Raw genomic sequence first — 17,375 nt, forward strand, 5'->3', positions numbered from 1 at the left:
ATATCCTCACTTTACATCGTTTCATTTTCCAATTGAATGTGGATTCCATTCCATATTGTAGCATAAAAACGATGTATTGCATCGGTCGAGGTCAAATCTCAACCCATCCGCGACGGATGGCATCGACAACGGCTTGGGTCCGGTCGTTCACTTCCATCTTGCGGAGCACTGACGAGACGTGGTTCTTGACCGTCTTCTCGCTGATGAACAACATGTCGCTGATGTCGCGGTTCGAGCGGCCCTCAGCGAGCAAGTGGAGCACTTCGACTTCACGGCGTGAGAGCAATTGGTAGACGGGATCGTCGGTACGGCTCTCGACGTTGCGGCCGGCCTGTTCGCCTTTGAATTGGAGCAAGCGACGGTACTCTTTCAAGACGTTCGTCGTCACTTTCGGGTGCAAGTACGCCCCGTCCTTCGCAACCGAGCGCACGGCCGAGATCAGCTCGGTCGATGCGACTTCTTTGAGCAAGAACCCAGATGCCCCGGCTTCGAGTGCATGCGTGATGTACGACTCATCGTCGTGGATCGACAAGATGAGGACGCGCGTCTCTGGTGAGAGCACGGACAACTGCTTCGTCGCCTCAATCCCGTTCAATTCAGGCATGTTGATGTCGAGAATCAAGATTTCCGGCTTGTGGTCCGCGGCGATGCGAATCGCCTCGATCCCGGTGCGCCCTTCGGCGACGACCGTGAACTCGTCCTCTAAATCAAAAATCCGTTTCAAGCCTTCTCGAAACAGCTCATGGTCATCCACAATCGCGATGCGTGTTTGTAATTGTTCCATCTGGATACTCCCCCTTGTTCTTGTCTTACGTGATCGGAATCGACATGCGGACGACCGTCCCTTTGCCGACTTCCGAATCAATGGTCATGCTTCCGTTCACCAACTCGATCCGTTCTCGCATCCCAACGATCCCGAATGACTCTTCGCCAATCGAACTCGGCACGAATCCAACCCCATGGTCGCGTACATGAATATGTATCGCATCATGCGCTTGCTCGACGTTGACGATAATCTCCGCCGTCTTCGAATGTTTGATCGCGTTTTGGACGGCCTCTTGGACGAGTCGGAACACGTTAATCTCCAATTTTTCGGGAAGGCGGGCCCGTGATCCCCGGTAGTTGAGCCGGGTCTTGATGGCCGTATATTCCTCGGTCTGATGGAGATAGCGTTCGAGCGTCGGCAAGAAACCGAGGTCGTCAAGCGACATCGGACGAAGGTCGTAGATGAGACGCCGGACGTCGACGAGCGCGCCGCGGATGAGGCGTTTCAGCTCGTGCAGTTCGGCGAACGCCTCGTCTTTCCCCCGCTTGTCGAACGTCTTCTCAATCAAATCGGCCCGAATCAAGATGTGAGCAAGCGATTGCGCTGGTCCATCGTGCATCTCACGGGCGAGGTGGCGCCGTTCACGTTCGGCCGCCTCAAAGACGCTGATTGCCATCTCTTGCTTCTTCATCATGTCCGAGTACTCTTGCTGTAGGTCATCCCGCAGGAAGTTCAATACGACAGAGACGCGGCTGACGAGTCTGTCGGCCCGCTCAATCGTGTCCTCGAGGATGAGCAGGCGGCGTTCAAGGTCGTTGCGACGCTGTTGGCCGGCCATCTCTTCTTTTTGGATGAGAAAACGCTCGAGCTGCATTTGGTTGGCGCGTTCGTACGCCTCCCGAATCTCTTGCTCGCTATGTATATGAAACTTCTTGCTCACTTGGACGAGTTTGTTCTTCGCCGCTTTCACGAGCAGGTCGAGCCGTTCCGACTCCTCGATATAAAACTCAATCTTTTGCGTCAACTCTTTCAGTTCGTTCTGAATCAACGAATACTCGTTGGCCGAACTCTCGGTAATCCGGACGATCTCCTCTTTACTTTCCGTCACCGTATCAATCATATTTGTTATGATATGTTCTAAAGCTGTACGATCAGTAATATGATTCACGATGCCATCCCCTAATAATTCGGTAGTAAGTCCTCATCTATTCCTATTATCGTCTGCGGAACGTTCGTTTCCAGTAAAACTTGGAGGCTCTCCTTCCATTTCGCCGCAACTGGCGTTGACGCCTACTTGAATTTTAAAAAAAATATTCAAAAATAGAAAGGAGAATTTTCAGAAATGTCTACTGAACCGAATTATACTATAAAACAAGACGGAGAATACGAGGTCGTCATTCAAAAGTCGAAATTTATCGCCCACTTCAAACGGGTCACGTCCGAGGACGAGGCGCAGGCGTTCATCCAAGCCATCAAGAAGGCGCACTGGAACGCCAACCATAATTGTTCCGCCTATATCATCGGCGAACGGAACGAGTTCCAAAAAGCGAACGATGACGGCGAGCCGAGCGGGACGGCCGGGTTGCCGATGCTCGAGGTGTTGCGCAAACGCGACTTGAAGGACACGGTCGTCGTCGTCACCCGCTACTTCGGCGGCATCAAACTCGGTGGCGGCGGTCTCATCCGTGCCTACGGCGGCACGGTGAGCGAAGGGCTCGACGCGGTCGGCATCGTCGAACGTATCCCGATGCAACGCTTGACGCTCACGGTCGATTACGGCTGGATCGGCAAAGTCGAGAACGAGCTACGCCAATCGTCATACCTCCTCGACGACATCGTCTACGCGGACACCGTCACGTTCCACATCTCGGTGCCGGTGGAAGAGACCGAGGCCGCCCTCGCCTGGCTCGTCGATTTGACGAACGGCCAAGGAGGACTCGAGACCCAGGACCAACGTATCATCGAACGTGATTTTGTGCGGTAGGTCACGTATACTAAAGGAAACGAATGAAATGAGGAGACGACATGGAACAAGACTCCCGCAAGAAACGTCCCGTGTGGAAAATCGTACTGCTCGTGTTCGGCCTCGTCTTGCTGATCGGCGGGTCGGCCTTCGGCTACTTCGTCTATAAGGCGAACGAGACGGCGGAGAACGCGAACAGCGAACTGACACGCGGGGACAAATCGGATCGCCGTGAAGAGACGGTCGATTTGACGAAAGATCACTTCTCCGTCTTACTCGCCGGCGTCGATGGCGGTGCCTCGCTCGAGGAAGAAGGACGGACCGACTCGCTCATGGTGGCGACGTTCAACAAGGAATCGCGCCAAGTGACGCTCGTCAGCATCCCGCGCGACTCGTACGTCGATATCGTCACGACCGACGGGGAGTTCAAGGACAAAATCAATCACGCCTACGCCTACGGCGGCATCGACACGACGATCGCGACGGTCGAGAAGCTGTTCGACATCCCAATCGACTATTACGCGACGATCAACTTTGATGGCATCGAGGATCTCGTCGATGCGGTCGGCGGCGTCGAGGTCGATGTGCTCGTCCCGATCTCCGGACGGGCGACCGGCAACGTCGAACTCGAACCAGGCGTCCAGACGCTAGACGGCAAGGAAGCGCTCGCCTATGCGCGCATGCGCAAAGATGACCCTGAAGGCGACGTCGGACGGGCGAAGCGTCAACAGCAAGTGCTCGAGGCGATCATCAACGAGGCGACGACGATCAATTCGTTCACGAAGCTAAACCGGATCATGAATGCGGTCGGCGATAACATCCGAACGAACATGTCCCTCTCCGAGGCGTCACAGCTACAGCCGTACACAAAGTCGCTCCGCTCGTTCAATCAAGAGACGCTCGCAGGCGGCGATTTGACGATCGGAGGCGTCTACTATTACGAGCTCGACCCGGCCGACTTGAGTGAGAAGCGTTCACTCTTAAAGACCGAGCTCGGCCTCCCGCTCACGGCGGAAGACAGTGACAACGGGACGGGCGACGGCTTGAATGAAACGGAAGACGGTTTCAGCGAGACGACGACCTACTGACCACAACAAAAGCCCAAGGACACGATGTCCTTGGGCTTTTGTTGATGACTCACGTCTTCGGCCGTCCGAGCAGACGCCTGGACGTCTGGATAATCGGCTTATAGTTTGGGTGAATCAACTCGGTCGACTCGACGATCAGCTCGATGACGATCAGGACGATGACGAACGTGATGATGGCTCCGAGCATCGTCGTCTTCGCGAACAGAATCGAGGCGATGCCGAAAAAGAACGTCATCCCGTACATGAGCAGGACGGCTTGCCGCGTCGTGAAGCCCATATCGATCAACTGGTGATGCATATGCGACTTATCAGGCGACATCGGCGGACGCCCTTGCACGAGCCGACGGACGATCGCAAAAATCGTGTCCGAGATCGGCAGACCGAGCAAGAGGACCGGGACGACGAGCGAGAACAGCGTCACGTTCTTGAATCCGATCAAGGAGAAGACGGCGAGCATATAGCCGAGGAAGAGCGCCCCGGTGTCGCCCATGAATATCTTCGCTGGATAGAAGTTATGGACGAGAAAGCCGAGCGTGCTCGCCAGGAGCAACAGCGCCATCATCGTCAAATAAACGTTCCCTTGGATGATTGCGAGCAGCGCGATCGTTCCGAGGGCAATGCTCGAGACCCCTGCGGCGAGACCGTCGAGACCATCGATCAAGTTGATGGCGTTCGTGATCCCGATCAGCCAGAGCACCGTCACCGGGATGCTCCACGAACCGAGATACAGCTGTTGGTCGAACGGCAGGTTAATCAATTCGATGCGCATGCCTGAATTCAAGACAATGACCGTCGCGATCATCTGACCCATCAGTTTGACACGGGCCGTCAGTTGGAAGCGATCATCGATCAAGCCGGTCAACAAGATGACGACCGCCCCGATCAAGATGGCATCGTTATAACGGCTCGTCGGCAATAGGAGCGCATAGCCGATAAAGAAAGCGATGAAGATGGCGAGGCCTCCGATCCGTGGCATCGTCCGTAAATGTACTTTTCGGGCGTTCGGGTGATCGACCGCTCCGATCAGAAAAGCAAACCGGCGAACGAGCGGCGTGATCAAGATGGCCATCACAAAACTGACCAACATGGCAATCCATAGCATGGGCCAACGTTCCTCTCTCATAAAAAAATAGACTCTGGCGAATTATAGCATATTTCCCGTGAGGCGAGACGTATCAGAAATGTTACAACAAAAAATCCCGACGAGTGAATCTCGTCGGGTCTGGTCAGGCGTGGGCCGGGTGCGTCGTCACGTCATCCGTGGCTTCGTATGTATATAACCCGCGTCCTACTTTTTTGATGTCAGGATTGACGGACTCGATTTTCACCATTAACTGGTAAATATTGCTAATGTGGTGACGATAACGCAACTCGAGCTCCATTTGAATGTCCCGCACGCTCATCGTCTTCCGTTCCTTCAACAGGTCTGTTACCTGATGGACATAGACCTCGAGCGGATAACGTTGATTGACGCGACGTGGGCGCATTCGTTTTGACGGATCGAGTAGCGATTCTTCTTCCCGCTTGTTCCGGTTCAGTTCCGAAATCAAATACTCGGCCCGGCGTTGCAGCTGGCGATACGACTCTTCGATCTCCATCAGTTCCCGATAAATATTTTCATTCACGTTTGTAGATTCCATGCACAAATCCTCCTCTACACCTAATTGATGTTCCCCATCACCCAAATTCATCAATTATTACCAGTTATTACTTGTTCCCATATAAAAGTGTAACGGTTTTGTAATGTACTTGTCATCTATTTTTAGGCATTTCTATCTATTTTAGGTCTTTTGGACCAACACAAAAAGATGACGACTGTTCGGGGCAGTCGTCATCTCACGGAAGATGATCGTAGTCTTTACGCGCCGACGCGTTCGAGGATGCGTGCGAGCGAGAGTTCATCGGTCGAAGAAACGATGAGGTCTGCATGACCGAGCATCGACTCTTCCCCGACGGCGACAGCAAACATGTTTGCCGCTTTGATTGCAGTTACGCCTGCAGCTGCGTCTTCAACGCCGATGGCATGTTCGGGTTTCACGCCAAGGGCAGAGGCAGCCTTCAAAAACACTTCGGGATGTGGTTTTGATTCGGCGACAGTTGCTGCATCGACAATGTGATCGAAGTAATGACGGACACCAAGTGCGTCTACGACCGCGAATGCGTTTTTAGAAGCCGAAGCCATTCCGATTTTGAGACCAGCCTCTTTAATTTCATCAAGGAATGAAATGATGCCCGGCAACAAGTCGGCTGAAGAGATGTGTTGAATGAGTTCAACGTAATGCTCGTTCTTCTTCTGTGCGAGTTCCGCTTTTTCATCCGGTGTGAAATCGTCCTGTCTTCCACCGAGCGCGAGGATGCGCTCCAGCGAGTCCGTCCGACTCACGCCTTTTAGCGTCTCATTGAACTCGCGGTCAAACGGAATATCGAGCTCTTCTCCAAGTTGTTTCCAAGCAAGGTAATGGTACTCCGCGGTGTCAGTGATGACACCGTCCAAATCAAAAATGACTGCTTCAATCGTCGACATACATGCTTTCCGCCTTTCCTTCTTATGCTTCTGTCGTCAGACTACATTAAGGGAACTTGACAAGTACCCGTTGCACGATTGGTCATTGATGCAAACGGTTGCACTTGTTCGATTTCTATTATAAATGAAAAAGCCATCATCATGCAACCGCTTTCGCAAAAAAATAAAAAAGCAGGAGAAGCAGGTGCTTCTCCCACGACTTATAATTGGATTCCGACGACTTTCACGTTCACTGATAACGGTGTCATGGCAAGCATCGTGTCCATGTCTTGCGTGATGCGTTCTTGCACGGCCGTCACCGTCTTGACGATCGATTGACCGTACGCGATGTAAAGTGACAAGTTGATTGTGACGCCTTCTGACGACTCGTCGACTTTGACGTGCTTCATGAGCGCGCGCTCTGACAATTTCGTATCTTCTTGTGTGAACGACACGTATTTCGTCTCTTTGACCACGACAGCGGCGATCATTTCCACGACGTGGCGTGAGACGTTGACGTCTCCTTCAGTGCTGTGCATTCCATTTTCGTATGGCATGGTGTCACTTCCTTAACTCTAGTTTCGCTTCCCATCTTAAAGTGTAGCGGAAAACCGCCATTTAGAAAAGGGTTTACGATTTCACGTCCTTCATATCTTGGGCACGGCGAACGTCAATCTCGACGAGCGGCTTCAACAGCTTAACGACCGGCGGGCTGATAATCACCAGGACGATTAAGAAGGCGACGCCGAACAAGACGAGCAATTGGAGCCACGACGTCGGCATGAAACCGGCTGGGATGAACGCCTTCCAGGCGACGACGAGGAAGACGTGCACCAAATAGACGTAGAGGCTATACTTCCCGGCCCGGGTGAACACCGGCAGTTCACGCCCTGGAATCGTCAAGGCGAAGCTGATCGCCATAAGAATCGACACCGTGTAGACGATCAAGAAAGCGAACGGCCCGCTCCAAATCGCCTCCGGCACCGCCGACTCATAAGCGAACCGGAATTTGAACAAGTTACCGATATGATAGAACGTACCCTCCTGTTGGAAACTCATCGAGGCGAGCAGCCCGAGCGTGAGCGTCGTGAAGACGGCAAAACCGCCAATCCGGTAACGGTTGCGCTGTTCGGCCCGCTTCGGCAGTTCGAAAAAGTTCAACGTGTTCCGTTCGCTCATCCAGTTCCCGATCAAGAAGAACGGGTAGAACATGATGACTTTTCGCAGCGCGAAGAACCCGGTCGACTCAGCTTGGAAGCCGAACAGGAGCGCGAACAAGAGCGCGAACAGCACGTATCCTTTCAATTGTGTCACGTACGGGGTGATGACGTACCAGATGATAATCGCCATCAAATACCAGAGCGCCCAATACGGCGTCAAGATGTTCAGTGCAGGGTTCTCGAGTGATAAGAGCGGGATGCCCTCGGTGAAGGCGAACCACGAGCCGAGAATCACTTGCCAGATGACGTAGACGACGAACAACTGGATGACGCGCAAATAACGGTTCTCCCGGAAGAAGTAACCGCTCAACATGATGAACAACGGCATGTGGAACGTGTATAAAAATAAATAGACCCATTTCGGCAGGATGTCGTCATACGCGCCGCGTACGTCGGTCAACAAGTGACCGAACACGACGAGCAACACGAGCACGCCTTTAATATTATCGTACCAATGATTTCGCATGTCTTTCCCTCTAGTTCTTTATTAGTTTTCTGATGTTCTCTCTTTTTTGCCTCATCCATCATAGCCGATTTTTTGAGCTGATGAAATTACGATTCCACAAAAAAATGATGACTTCACTGTCATCATTCCCCGGATTTGCCCTCCGCAAGCCGAAACGTCAAGAAATCTTCAAGCTAGAGCACGTTTCGCGCGTATTCAAATAGACGAGAGTGGGTACAGTATAGTATAGTAGTCTTACTAAATAATCAGAATATTCTAATAAAAGGAGGTGTGGAGAATGGCTTCCGTCATCCGTAACCGTCATCATATGGTGCATGACCCGAAACGTTCATTCTCTAACTTCGGATTTTGGTGGTTCACCGGCGCCTTTTCCGTCGGACTGCTCATCGTCGCCTTCGAACCCATCCGGGAACGATTTACCGCCATCCATCCGATTCTGTCTGCCCTGTCGTTCGTGTTCATCTCGTTCTTCATCGGTGTCGCCATGAAGCTCGCCCGGGACGTCTGGTGGCTTAATTATCTGCTTGAGCGCACATCGAACCAGTATATGTACATCGGCGCGGATACGCTCCGCGGTTGGCAGTACACGCTTGACTCCATCTGGTTATTGACCCGCACGTCACAAAAAAAGCTCGGCCGATTGTATATCCAAATCGACCGAACCGTTCGTTCTGAAGAGGCGAAACGTCTGTTCGCCGCCTATTTGATTGATCGAGGTGTGCTCGTCGTCTATTCGAGACCACCGAAACCGAAGAAGATGGCTTAACCGAGGAACGGTTCTAGCCATGCCCGAGCTGCCTCGACTTCTTCCATGCGCAGCTCGTGCCCACCTCCGTGATAGAAGAGTTCGACGTCCGCTCCGGCACTCCGTAGCGTCGACGTGAGCTCTTCTGTTTCTGTTTTCGGGCAAATCGGGTCACGTTCTCCGGCCGAGATAAACACGTTCGCACCAGCGAGGTCCGGTAACGTGAGCGAGCGGTCCGGGACCATCGGGTGGAATAAGAGCGACGCGTGGAATGCGTTTTGTCGGTACAGCGCCGAGCCGATCAAGTTGGCGCCGTTCGAATAACCGAGCGGAATCATCTTGTCCCGGTCGATGCCGTACTCTGTCGTGGCGTCATCCAAAAACGTCAAGAACCGTTCCGTCTGTTTCTTCAAGTCCTCGAGGTCGAGGACGCCTTCCGCGTGACGGCGGAAGAAGCGGGACATGCCGTTCTCGAGGACGTCCCCGCGCAGCGTCAAAATGTTCGCCTCGGGGGCGAGGATTCGAGCGAGCGGAATCAAGTCCTGTTCCGTCCCTCCTGTACCGTGCAATAAAACGAGTGTCGTCTCGGTCGTGCCTTTGATGAATTGATGAATCATGTCATGTCTCCTCTCGGGATTGTAATCGTCGGTAACGTGCGAGTGATCGCCTCCCGGTCTTGTTCGAACCAAGCCGGGAGTTTGAGTGTCGAGCCGAGGCCCTCCAAGCTCTCATCGATCAAAAAGCCAGGAGCGTCGGTCGCCAGTTCGTGAAGAATCCGGCCGCCGTCATGGAAGTAGACCGAACGGAAATAGTGACGCTCTTTCACTTCGGTCGGGCGTAGCCCGAGCTCGAAGATGGCATCTTGCCATGAGGCATAGTCTTCCCCATCATTGATGCGCCAGGCGATATGATGGACCGTCCCCGAACCAGGAACCCCGTTCGGTAGGATGGTCTTTTTCACGTCGATGACGTTGCCGTAGTCGGCCGTCGCCTCGAGGCGAATCCATTCTGAATCTTCCCCTACCGTCTCAAAGCCAAACAGCCCCGTCAACAGGCGAACCGTCGCCTCCAGGTCTTTCGACAACAACGTCGCCCCGGCAAAACCAACAATCGCCTCACGTGATGTCACGCCCGGCACGACCCAACTTGTCTGTTTCGTACTGGTCCGGGCGACAAGCTCGACGACGAGTCCGTCCGGGTCTTCAAACAGGAGCGACGGCTCGCCGAAGCGCTCGGTCGCGACCGTACCGACGCCATGGTCGTTCAATCGTTTCTCCCAGAACAACAGACTGCCTTCCGGGACGAGATAAGCCGTGACACCGACCTGTCCGCTGCCGACGCTACCTTTGCCGATACCAGGGATCGGGAAGAACGTGATGACCGTCCCCGGTGACCCTTGCTCGTCCCCGAAATAGAGGTGGTACGTGCCCGGGTCGTCGAAGTTGACCGTCTGTTTGACGAATCGAAGTCCGAGGACATTCCCATAAAAATCTAATGTACGTTGTGGGTCTTTCACCATCGCCGAAATGTGATGGATACCCGCTGATTGCTTCGTCATGTCATGTCCTCCTTTTTATTATCTTGATTTCAAGATAAATCATTTTTGAAGAAATGTGAAACTTTTTGCTCAACATGGCGTACGCTACTAGTAGACACCTATAAGGAGGTACATACTATGACGTTACAAATTGATCGTGTCTCGAAGCAGTTCGGCGACTTCACGGCCGTCGACGACTTGAGCTTTCATGTCCCAAAAGGCGAGATGTTCGGGCTGCTCGGGGCGAACGGCGCCGGTAAGACGACGACGTTCCGCATGATTCTCGACATCCTCAAACCGAGTGCCGGGACGATTACGTGGGACGGCCGCAACGTCGATCATCGCATCGTCGGCTATCTGCCGGAAGAACGAGGCCTTTATCCGAAATCACCCGTCCGTGACCAGCTCGTCTTCTTGGCTAGCCTGAAAGGCATGCGGCAAGCCGAGGCGAAGCGGGCCGTCAAGACGTGGCTCGAACGGCTCGAGATCCCTCAGTATGAGACGATGCGCGTCGAACAACTGTCAAAAGGAAACCAACAGAAGATTCAACTCGTGGCCGCCCTGCTCCACAACCCGGAACTGCTTATTCTCGATGAACCGTTCAGCGGGCTCGACCCGGTCAACGTCGAGATTTTAAAACGTGAAGTGCTCGCGCTCCGTGACGCCGGGACGACGATCGTCTTCTCGAGTCACCGGATGGAACACGTCGAAGAGCTGTGCCAACATATCGGCATCTTGAAAGGCGGCCGTGCCGTCGTCAGCGGCGACGTCCCGACGATCAAGACTCGTTACGAGGAGCCGGTGCTCTTCATCGAGACCGATCGACCGGACCTGCTGCAAGCCCTCCCGGTCGTCCGGGCGGTCGAACCACATAAGAATGGCCACTTCGTTCGGCTCGACTCGTTCGACGACAGCGATGCGGTGCTCGGTGCCCTCGTGGCGAACGGGGCCGCCATCAAGACGTTCATGCGCCAGCCCGTCTCATTAAACGACATCTTCATCAAGGAGGTCGGCCAACATGTTTCATAACTTCGGACCACTCTACTCGTTCACGTTACGCTCGAAATTGCGCTCGAAGGCGTTCCTCATCTCGACGCTGTTGACGATCCTGTTCATCTTCGGTTTCACGAACATCGACCGATTGCTCGCGAACTTCGAGGACACGGACCAGGCGCAAGCCATCCTCGTCACCGACAATAATGAACTGACGACGCTCATGCAGTCGCTCGGTTATGAGGACATCGAATCGTCCGCCATCACCGAGTCCGAGGCGCGCGCCGGGCTCGATAACGGCGACTATGAGATTGTCGCCTTCATCGAAGGGGATTCGGCACGCGTTTTATCGGAACGGCCGGAACCGGATTTCACGACGGTGTTACAGACGGCGCTACGAGAAGTCCGGAACGCCGAACTGATTGAGGCGTCGAACATCGATCCGACCGTCCTCGCGGCGTTGAATGAGCCTGTGACGGTCGAGGAATCGTATCTCGGCCGCGGCGGAGAGAACTCGGACGAGCTGTTCTCGTCGTTCGCCTTCGTCTACGTCATGCTCATGTTGCTCTACGTCTCGATTATCACGTACGGGTCGATGATTTCGACCGAGGTCACGACCGAGAAATCGTCGCGCGTCATGGAGCTCATCATCTCGACGACGCATCCGGTGACGCACATGCTCGCTAAAATCTCGGCCATCGGGACGCTCGCCCTGCTCCAAATCGCCATCTTCCTCGGCTTCGGTTACTTCAGCGCCCGCAGCAACGAGATGGCACAGTCGGTCATCGACAACGCCGGCAACGTCCGCGCCGTCGTCTATCTGTTGACGTTCTTCACGCTCGGCTATCTGCTCTATGCGGCCATGTTCGCCGTGCTCGGCTCGCTCGTCAGCCGGGTCGAGGAGTCGCAACAAATGACGATGCCGGTCATCATGCTCCTCGTCGCCGGGTTCCTCGCCGCCATGTTCGGTTTGAACAATCCGGAGGCACCGATTGTCACGATTCTGTCGTACGTGCCGTTCTTCACGCCGATGCTCATGTTCCTTCGCGTCATGCTCGTCGATGTCCCAGTGTGGGAAGTCGCGTTATCAATCGGTATCATGATTGCCACAATCGGTGTGATTTTGTGGGTCGGCTCGAAATTTTATCGTGGCGGCGTCTTGTTCTACGGCAACAATGCGATTAAACAATGGCGACAAATATTACAGAATCGACAATAACGTTTACAGCATTTTCGTTTTCGTATACTCTAAAGAATGTGCAAAATGAGGAGGAAACGAACTATGCGATCACGATTACTCGCAGCTTTAATCTTTACTTTCATGACGACGCTCACGACGTTCATCTGTTATACCGTCTTCTTGGACGCCGATGCGCTGTGGCAAATCTTGCTCGCATACGCAGGAAGCACGTTCCTCGGGACGCTCGCTTTTTGGTATCCGGTCAGCCGACGTCCGGAGACGTCGCGGTTCGGCGGCGCGTGGATCGGCATCTTGATCACAGCGACGACGCTCATCGGATTCACCGCAATCCGCTTCACCGTTCGTGGTGACGCCGCGTCCTTACTCGACTGGCAGACGATGCTCGCGAGCCTCGCCTATACGTTCGGTTACGTCGGCTGGGTGCTCACGATCCTCAATATCGTGCTCGGCTTCCTACTTGCCGGGACACGACCGAAAGTACGCTACGACGCGCGCATGGCGCGTTAATATCAATAAAAGGAGCCTAGACGCATTGTCTTGGCTCCTTTTGTATTCATCCTTTGCTCTGCTCCCTTCCAATTTGCTGATGATATAACATCGACGCATCAAGTAGTTCATCAAGTTTAAGGGTTAGCATCATTTTTTCTCGTTTGCTTAATTTCTGTCCATAAAACATCAAATCTCTAAATTCACGATCCGCACTTCGATAACTTTTACCTAATTGCTCCCTAGTGCTTTTCATTGTTTCCACCATCTCCATATCTGTACCTCCTCCCTAACTAAATTAAAAAAACACGAACTTTTAGTCCGTGTTGTTCACTGCAATTTATACGATTTGTCGACGACCCCGAACTCCGTGTATTGGAACGAGTTGTCGACGAACTGGTCCGGTACGAGTTGCTCGATATAGCGAGCGAACGGCACAATCCGATGCGTCGGTTCGTGCGAGCGTCCCAGGTCGAGCACAGCATCGACGAGCGCCTCGAGCGCATGATGTGACGTCGGTTCCTCGTCTTCAGCGAAGATGCGACGGAGTTCTTCCTCATGCATCAGGTCAAAGATGCGCATACGCGCCTCGAGCTGCCGCTGTATGTCCTCAGTCGACTTGCCGTGCATCGCCTCGTCGTAGGCGAGCTTCATCTGTTCGAGCTCCGGGACCGTCCCTTTCATGAGCACTTTAAGCGATTCACCCGTCCAAATATGGCGGGCCAAATAATTCGCGTCAATCTTGAGCGCCTCGGCGAGCGCCTCTATGTAAGGCATCGTCGGGTAGACTTCACTCAGTTCGGTCCGGCGAATAAAGTACGGAGCGACGCCGATGCGATCGGCGAGCGCCTCGACCGAGATGCCGGCCCGCTCACGTAAAATTCGAATCCGATCCCCATAACCCCGATACGGTGCGTTCTTTCCATCCATATGTCTCCTCCCCCTCTCTTTTTAGTATAGTTCCCGAATCCATAAAAAAATACTCGGAAGCGTATGCCTCCGAGTAAAATGTTCAACTTATTTTTTCGTCAATTCGACGACTTCTGTAGAACCGGCTGTGACCGTGTCGCCTTCAGCAACGAGTTTGTTCACGCCGAAGCTGTCATGGTTCGTGATGATCACCGGTGTGATCGTCGACGGCGCGTTCGCTTTGATGAAGTCGAGGTCGAATGTGACGAGCGTGTCGCCAGCTTTAACTGCTTGACCTTCTGTCACGTGCGTTTCGAAGCCTTCACCTTTAAGGTTGACCGTGTCGAGACCGATGTGAATCAAGTACTCGGCACCGTTGTCAGCGTTGATCCCAATCGCGTGTTTTGTCGGGAAGACAGTCGCGATTGTACCGTTGACCGGCGAGACGACTTTGCCGTCTGTCGGTTCGACGGCGATGCCGTCACCCATCATTTTTTGCGAGAACACTTGGTCAGGAACGTTCGTGATGTCAATGACCTTCCCTGTAAGCGGTGAAACCGCGTTAAGTTGTTCTTCTTTACCACCGAATAGTTTTTTAAAGAATCCCATAGCTTAATCCCTCCAACATGTTCTGTTAATCAAAGTCTTAGCTTTTATACCCGAAAAGCTTCCTCTTCAATCCCTACCCTATAAACGGTATAGTTGTAATAAGGTAGTGCGAATTCGTTTACACATCGTAAGAATACGAGTGTGCAATCGCTTTTGCAAGCCCTTTTTACACTTTATAAAAATTTCACATGATGGAGGCGCTTACAATGACGACTTTCACAAAATTGTCATATGAACGGCCCGACTTGGACGCTCTAAACAGCCGATTGTCGGACTATTCAGTCGAATTGCAACAAGCGAGCACACTCGAGGAAGCGAACGAACTGATTCGCCAAATCAACCAGGAACGGAACGAATTCGAGACGCAAAGTCAGCTCGTCTCGATCCGCCACTCAATCGACACGCGTGATGCATTCTACGAGGGCGAGCAGACGTTCTTTGACGATGCCTTGCCGGTGTACGAGAAAGAAGTGCAAGCGTATTATCGCGTTTTGACCGAGCACGACCTTCGCAGCCAACTCGAACAGGAATGGGGCAGCCAGTTGTTCGAACTTGCCGAGCGCGCCCTCAAGACGTTCGAAGAGTCGCTCATCCCGAAACTGCAGGAAGAGAACCGATTGGCTACCGCTTATCAGAAAGTCATGTCGGCGGCCCAAATCGAATTCGACGGCAAGACGCTCAACTTGTCCCAGTTTGGCCCGTATCTGCAATCCCCTGACCGTTCGGTGCGAAAAGCGGCGTCCGAGGCCCGTTATACATATCTCGCCGACAACGGGGACGAACTCGACCGCATCTACGGCGAACTCGTACGCGTCCGGACCGACATCGCTCATTCACTCGGCTTCCCGTCGTTTGTCGAGCTCGGTTACGCCCGGATGCAACGTGTCGGCTATGACGAATCAAAAGTCGACAACTTCCGCAAGCAAGTGCGCGACGTCATCGTCCCGCTCGCAACGACGTTAAAAGAGAAGCAGACGAAACGGATCGATGTCGACGCCCTCTATTACTATGACGAGTCGTTCGTCTTCCCAGATGGCAACGCGACACCACAGGGCGACGAGGCGTTCATCATCGAAGGCGGGAACACGATGTACCGTGAACTCTCGAAAGAGACGGACGAGTTCTTCCAATTCATGCAACAGCGCGGCGCCCTCGACTTGACGGCGAAACCGGGCAAGGCCGGAGGCGGCTATTGCACGTACCTTCCGTCTGAAGGTCTCCCGTTCATCTTCTCAAACTTCAACGGGACGGCCGGCGATATCGACGTGCTCACGCATGAGGTCGGTCACGCCTTCCAAGTGTACGAGAGCCGTCATTTGACGACGCCGGAATATGCGTTCCCGACATACGAGGCGTGTGAAATTCACTCGATGTCGATGGAGTTCTTCTGCTGGCCATGGATGGAGCTGTTCTTCGGCGATCAAGTCGACAAGTACAAGTTCAATCACTTGGCCGGAAGCATCACGTTCTTGCCGTACGGTGTCCTCGTCGATGAGTTCCAGCACGTCGTCTACCGTAATCCGGATATGACGGCCGCTGAACGTCGCCAGGCATGGCGCGACCTTGAGAAGGTATATCTCCCGCACCGCGACTATGAGACGAACGACTATCTCGAGTCGGGCGCTTGGTGGCACCAACAAGGACACATCTTCCAGAGCCCGTTCTACTATATCGACTACACGCTCGCGCAAGTGTGTGCCTTCCAGTTCTGGGTGCGCATGCATGAGGACCGTGAGGCGGCGTGGAGCGATTACCTCACGCTCTGCCAAGCCGGCGGTAGCCGCTCGTTCCTCGAGCTCGTCGAATTGGCCGGTCTCAAGTCGCCGTTCGAGGACGGCGTGTTGAAACAGACGGTCGGACAGATTGAAGACTACTTGTTGAAACATCCACTCGCGAACTAAAACGAACCCACTCACGTCAGCGTGAGTGGGTTTTCGCGTTCTAGCCCGAGCATGGCGCCGACGTACTGTGAGGCCGTCATAAAGGCGATGAAGGCGCAAAGTTCACTGATTTCGGCATCCGTGAAGACGTCTTGGAGCACACGGATTGACGAGGCCGGCGTGTCGCCTTTCAGTTGTAAAAACACATCAGCGAACCCGACGGCGAGTGCCGTCCGTTCGTCGAAAATATGCGGTTCAGGCTTTCCTTTCGCTTGGCAGTAGTCACAGCCGTTCTGTTGGGCGAGCGTCCGTCGTACTTGTTCTTTCAACTTTGCGGACAGCTTTCCATCGCCCGCTAATGTGTCTCCGAGCGTGGACCATTGTCGCATCACGTCCTCATCGTGGCCGAGCAAGCGTTCAAATGGGGTCTTTCCTTTTGTCGATGGTTGAATTCGTGTCATTGTTATACCTCCTGATTTCAGTATAGAAGGTGTCTTTTCGATTTCCCATTTCACTCTGAACGGAATCACGGTACAATACATGCCATATCGTACGAGATGAGGAGGATTTCATTCCATGCTTAAAATCGATGATACAGACAGACTCATTCTCGCCGAACTGGCTGCGGACAGCCGCCTCTCGATGAGCGAACTCGGACGTCGTATCAACTTATCAGCCCCGTCCGTCGGCGAACGTGTTCGACGGCTCGAATCGTTCGGCGTCATCAATGGTTACACGATCGAGGTCGATCATGAATTGCTCGGACAACCGATTCAATGTCTGATTGAGGCAACCGTGAAGAATGGAAACTATGAGGCGTTCACTCAGTTTTTGGGTCAGCAGTCGAACGTGTCGTTCTGTTATCGCATCTCCGGGAGCGCCTGCTATATGTTGAAGATGCAATTCACGACGTTCGCTGAGGCCGAACAGTTCATCGATGCGACTATCCCTTACGCCCAGACCGTCACACATTTCATCTTCTCCGAAATTGACCTCAAAAACAGATGAG

At 53.4% G+C, this 17,375-nt stretch carries 21 protein-coding genes; 8 read left to right on the forward strand and 13 right to left on the reverse strand.

Annotation, left to right across the window (positions count from 1 at the left end; all coding sequences use genetic code 11):
* Window positions 1–91: 91 nt before the first annotated feature.
* Window positions 92–784: a response regulator transcription factor gene (locus tag KNP80_RS07595; protein ID WP_021066543.1), complete on the reverse strand. Its 693-nt coding sequence runs from the start codon at window positions 782–784 to the stop codon at window positions 92–94.
* Window positions 785–809: 25 nt separating this feature from the next.
* Window positions 810–1,934 carry a sensor histidine kinase gene (locus KNP80_RS15970; RefSeq protein ID WP_214717886.1) on the reverse strand — a complete coding sequence of 375 codons (1,125 nt, stop codon included), beginning with the start codon at window positions 1,932–1,934 and terminating at the stop codon, window positions 810–812.
* A gap of 174 nt (window positions 1,935–2,108) precedes the next feature.
* On the opposite strand from KNP80_RS15970, the gene KNP80_RS07605 reads away from it, so the two are divergent.
* Entirely contained in the window at window positions 2,109–2,750 is a 642-nt protein-coding gene (locus KNP80_RS07605; RefSeq protein WP_214832064.1) for a YigZ family protein, read from the forward strand.
* A gap of 41 nt (window positions 2,751–2,791) precedes the next feature.
* Window positions 2,792–3,817, forward strand: a complete 1,026-nt coding sequence (locus tag KNP80_RS07610; RefSeq protein WP_214832065.1) for an LCP family protein — start codon at window positions 2,792–2,794, stop codon at window positions 3,815–3,817.
* 49 nt (window positions 3,818–3,866) lie between these two features.
* On the opposite strand, the gene KNP80_RS07615 is transcribed toward KNP80_RS07610, so the two are convergent.
* From KNP80_RS07615 to KNP80_RS07635, 5 genes are all read right to left on the reverse strand, one after another.
* On the reverse strand, window positions 3,867–4,919 hold the full coding sequence (locus tag KNP80_RS07615; protein WP_021066539.1) for a glycosyltransferase family 4 protein: 1,053 nt from the start codon (window positions 4,917–4,919) through the stop codon (window positions 3,867–3,869).
* A gap of 124 nt (window positions 4,920–5,043) precedes the next feature.
* Window positions 5,044–5,457, reverse strand: coding sequence for a Rok-like winged helix domain-containing protein (locus tag KNP80_RS07620; protein WP_021066538.1), 414 nt, complete (start codon window positions 5,455–5,457; stop codon window positions 5,044–5,046).
* Window positions 5,458–5,675: 218 nt separating this feature from the next.
* Window positions 5,676–6,341: a beta-phosphoglucomutase gene (gene pgmB, locus KNP80_RS07625; RefSeq protein ID WP_021066537.1), complete on the reverse strand. Its 666-nt coding sequence runs from the start codon at window positions 6,339–6,341 to the stop codon at window positions 5,676–5,678.
* Window positions 6,342–6,541: 200 nt separating this feature from the next.
* The gene (locus KNP80_RS07630) at window positions 6,542–6,877 is read right to left on the reverse strand and encodes an Asp23/Gls24 family envelope stress response protein (protein WP_029594988.1); all 336 of its coding nucleotides are present in this window, start codon (window positions 6,875–6,877) and stop codon (window positions 6,542–6,544) included.
* 73 nt (window positions 6,878–6,950) lie between these two features.
* Window positions 6,951–8,006: an acyltransferase family protein gene (locus tag KNP80_RS07635; protein ID WP_214832067.1), complete on the reverse strand. Its 1,056-nt coding sequence runs from the start codon at window positions 8,004–8,006 to the stop codon at window positions 6,951–6,953.
* Window positions 8,007–8,283: 277 nt separating this feature from the next.
* Between KNP80_RS07635 and KNP80_RS07640 the strand changes: the two genes are divergently transcribed.
* Entirely contained in the window at window positions 8,284–8,772 is a 489-nt protein-coding gene (locus KNP80_RS07640; RefSeq protein ID WP_058764232.1) for a hypothetical protein, read from the forward strand.
* On the opposite strand, the gene KNP80_RS07645 is transcribed toward KNP80_RS07640, so the two are convergent.
* A complete protein-coding gene (locus tag KNP80_RS07645) occupies window positions 8,769–9,368 on the reverse strand; it encodes an alpha/beta hydrolase (protein WP_214832068.1) in 600 nt (199 codons plus the stop codon). The two genes, KNP80_RS07640 and KNP80_RS07645, sit on opposite strands and share 4 nt — an antisense overlap.
* Window positions 9,365–10,309, reverse strand: coding sequence for a VOC family protein (locus KNP80_RS07650; RefSeq protein ID WP_214832069.1), 945 nt, complete (start codon window positions 10,307–10,309; stop codon window positions 9,365–9,367). Before KNP80_RS07650 ends, KNP80_RS07645 begins: the two co-directional genes overlap by 4 nt.
* Before the next feature lie 117 nt (window positions 10,310–10,426).
* Here KNP80_RS07650 and KNP80_RS07655 point away from each other — a divergent pair, with 117 nt between their 5' ends.
* From KNP80_RS07655 to KNP80_RS07665, 3 genes are all read left to right on the forward strand, one after another.
* Window positions 10,427–11,317 carry an ABC transporter ATP-binding protein gene (locus KNP80_RS07655; RefSeq protein WP_214717907.1) on the forward strand — a complete coding sequence of 297 codons (891 nt, stop codon included), beginning with the start codon at window positions 10,427–10,429 and terminating at the stop codon, window positions 11,315–11,317.
* Window positions 11,307–12,500 (forward strand): ABC transporter permease, encoded by a 1,194-nt coding sequence (locus tag KNP80_RS07660; RefSeq protein ID WP_214717910.1) that lies wholly within the window; start codon window positions 11,307–11,309, stop codon window positions 12,498–12,500. Before KNP80_RS07655 ends, KNP80_RS07660 begins: the two co-directional genes overlap by 11 nt.
* Before the next feature lie 63 nt (window positions 12,501–12,563).
* Complete coding sequence (locus tag KNP80_RS07665; protein ID WP_021066529.1) at window positions 12,564–12,989, forward strand: hypothetical protein; 426 nt, start codon at window positions 12,564–12,566, stop codon at window positions 12,987–12,989.
* 46 nt (window positions 12,990–13,035) lie between these two features.
* Here the strand turns inward: KNP80_RS07665 and KNP80_RS07670 are convergent, their stop codons facing one another.
* The 3 genes from KNP80_RS07670 to KNP80_RS07680 all read right to left on the reverse strand — a co-directional run bounded on the left by KNP80_RS07670 (window position 13,036) and on the right by KNP80_RS07680 (window position 14,486).
* Entirely contained in the window at window positions 13,036–13,242 is a 207-nt protein-coding gene (locus KNP80_RS07670; RefSeq protein ID WP_214717916.1) for a hypothetical protein, read from the reverse strand.
* Window positions 13,243–13,298: 56 nt separating this feature from the next.
* A complete protein-coding gene (locus tag KNP80_RS07675) occupies window positions 13,299–13,898 on the reverse strand; it encodes a helix-turn-helix domain-containing protein (protein WP_214832070.1) in 600 nt (199 codons plus the stop codon).
* An 87-nt stretch (window positions 13,899–13,985) separates the two neighbouring features.
* Window positions 13,986–14,486, reverse strand: coding sequence for a PTS sugar transporter subunit IIA (locus KNP80_RS07680; RefSeq protein ID WP_021066526.1), 501 nt, complete (start codon window positions 14,484–14,486; stop codon window positions 13,986–13,988).
* Between the two features lie 206 nt (window positions 14,487–14,692).
* On the opposite strand from KNP80_RS07680, the gene KNP80_RS07685 reads away from it, so the two are divergent.
* Window positions 14,693–16,387 carry a M3 family oligoendopeptidase gene (locus KNP80_RS07685; protein WP_214832071.1) on the forward strand — a complete coding sequence of 565 codons (1,695 nt, stop codon included), beginning with the start codon at window positions 14,693–14,695 and terminating at the stop codon, window positions 16,385–16,387.
* A gap of 11 nt (window positions 16,388–16,398) precedes the next feature.
* On the opposite strand, the gene KNP80_RS07690 is transcribed toward KNP80_RS07685, so the two are convergent.
* Window positions 16,399–16,827, reverse strand: a complete 429-nt coding sequence (locus tag KNP80_RS07690) for a carboxymuconolactone decarboxylase family protein (protein WP_214832072.1) — start codon at window positions 16,825–16,827, stop codon at window positions 16,399–16,401.
* A 115-nt stretch (window positions 16,828–16,942) separates the two neighbouring features.
* Here KNP80_RS07690 and KNP80_RS07695 point away from each other — a divergent pair, with 115 nt between their 5' ends.
* Window positions 16,943–17,374 (forward strand): Lrp/AsnC family transcriptional regulator, encoded by a 432-nt coding sequence (locus tag KNP80_RS07695; protein ID WP_214832073.1) that lies wholly within the window; start codon window positions 16,943–16,945, stop codon window positions 17,372–17,374.
* Window position 17,375: the final 1 nt, after the last annotated feature.

This window comes from Exiguobacterium sp. E4787 (genome assembly GCF_018618375.1).
GTDB classification, from domain to species: Bacteria; Bacillota; Bacilli; order Exiguobacteriales; family Exiguobacteriaceae; genus Exiguobacterium; species Exiguobacterium chiriqhucha.

Bases quoted from the DNA above. Each gene is read 5' to 3' on its own strand.
- KNP80_RS07595 (WP_021066543.1), bottom strand. From the start codon at position 784: ATGGAACAATTACAAACACGCATCGCGATTGTGGATGACCATGAGCTG.
- KNP80_RS07605 (WP_214832064.1), top strand. From the start codon at position 2,109: ATGTCTACTGAACCGAATTATACTATAAAACAAGACGGAGAATACGAG.
- KNP80_RS07610 (WP_214832065.1), top strand. From the start codon at position 2,792: ATGGAACAAGACTCCCGCAAGAAACGTCCCGTGTGGAAAATCGTACTG.
- KNP80_RS07615 (WP_021066539.1), bottom strand. From the start codon at position 4,919: ATGCTATGGATTGCCATGTTGGTCAGTTTTGTGATGGCCATCTTGATC.
- KNP80_RS07620 (WP_021066538.1), bottom strand. From the start codon at position 5,457: ATGGAATCTACAAACGTGAATGAAAATATTTATCGGGAACTGATGGAG.
- pgmB (WP_021066537.1), bottom strand. From the start codon at position 6,341: ATGTCGACGATTGAAGCAGTCATTTTTGATTTGGACGGTGTCATCACT.
- KNP80_RS07630 (WP_029594988.1), bottom strand. From the start codon at position 6,877: ATGCCATACGAAAATGGAATGCACAGCACTGAAGGAGACGTCAACGTC.
- KNP80_RS07635 (WP_214832067.1), bottom strand. From the start codon at position 8,006: ATGCGAAATCATTGGTACGATAATATTAAAGGCGTGCTCGTGTTGCTC.
- KNP80_RS07640 (WP_058764232.1), top strand. From the start codon at position 8,284: ATGGCTTCCGTCATCCGTAACCGTCATCATATGGTGCATGACCCGAAA.
- KNP80_RS07645 (WP_214832068.1), bottom strand. From the start codon at position 9,368: ATGATTCATCAATTCATCAAAGGCACGACCGAGACGACACTCGTTTTA.
- KNP80_RS07650 (WP_214832069.1), bottom strand. From the start codon at position 10,309: ATGACGAAGCAATCAGCGGGTATCCATCACATTTCGGCGATGGTGAAA.
- KNP80_RS07655 (WP_214717907.1), top strand. From the start codon at position 10,427: ATGACGTTACAAATTGATCGTGTCTCGAAGCAGTTCGGCGACTTCACG.
- KNP80_RS07660 (WP_214717910.1), top strand. From the start codon at position 11,307: ATGTTTCATAACTTCGGACCACTCTACTCGTTCACGTTACGCTCGAAA.
- KNP80_RS07665 (WP_021066529.1), top strand. From the start codon at position 12,564: ATGCGATCACGATTACTCGCAGCTTTAATCTTTACTTTCATGACGACG.
- KNP80_RS07670 (WP_214717916.1), bottom strand. From the start codon at position 13,242: ATGGAGATGGTGGAAACAATGAAAAGCACTAGGGAGCAATTAGGTAAA.
- KNP80_RS07675 (WP_214832070.1), bottom strand. From the start codon at position 13,898: ATGGATGGAAAGAACGCACCGTATCGGGGTTATGGGGATCGGATTCGA.
- KNP80_RS07680 (WP_021066526.1), bottom strand. From the start codon at position 14,486: ATGGGATTCTTTAAAAAACTATTCGGTGGTAAAGAAGAACAACTTAAC.
- KNP80_RS07685 (WP_214832071.1), top strand. From the start codon at position 14,693: ATGACGACTTTCACAAAATTGTCATATGAACGGCCCGACTTGGACGCT.
- KNP80_RS07690 (WP_214832072.1), bottom strand. From the start codon at position 16,827: ATGACACGAATTCAACCATCGACAAAAGGAAAGACCCCATTTGAACGC.
- KNP80_RS07695 (WP_214832073.1), top strand. From the start codon at position 16,943: ATGCTTAAAATCGATGATACAGACAGACTCATTCTCGCCGAACTGGCT.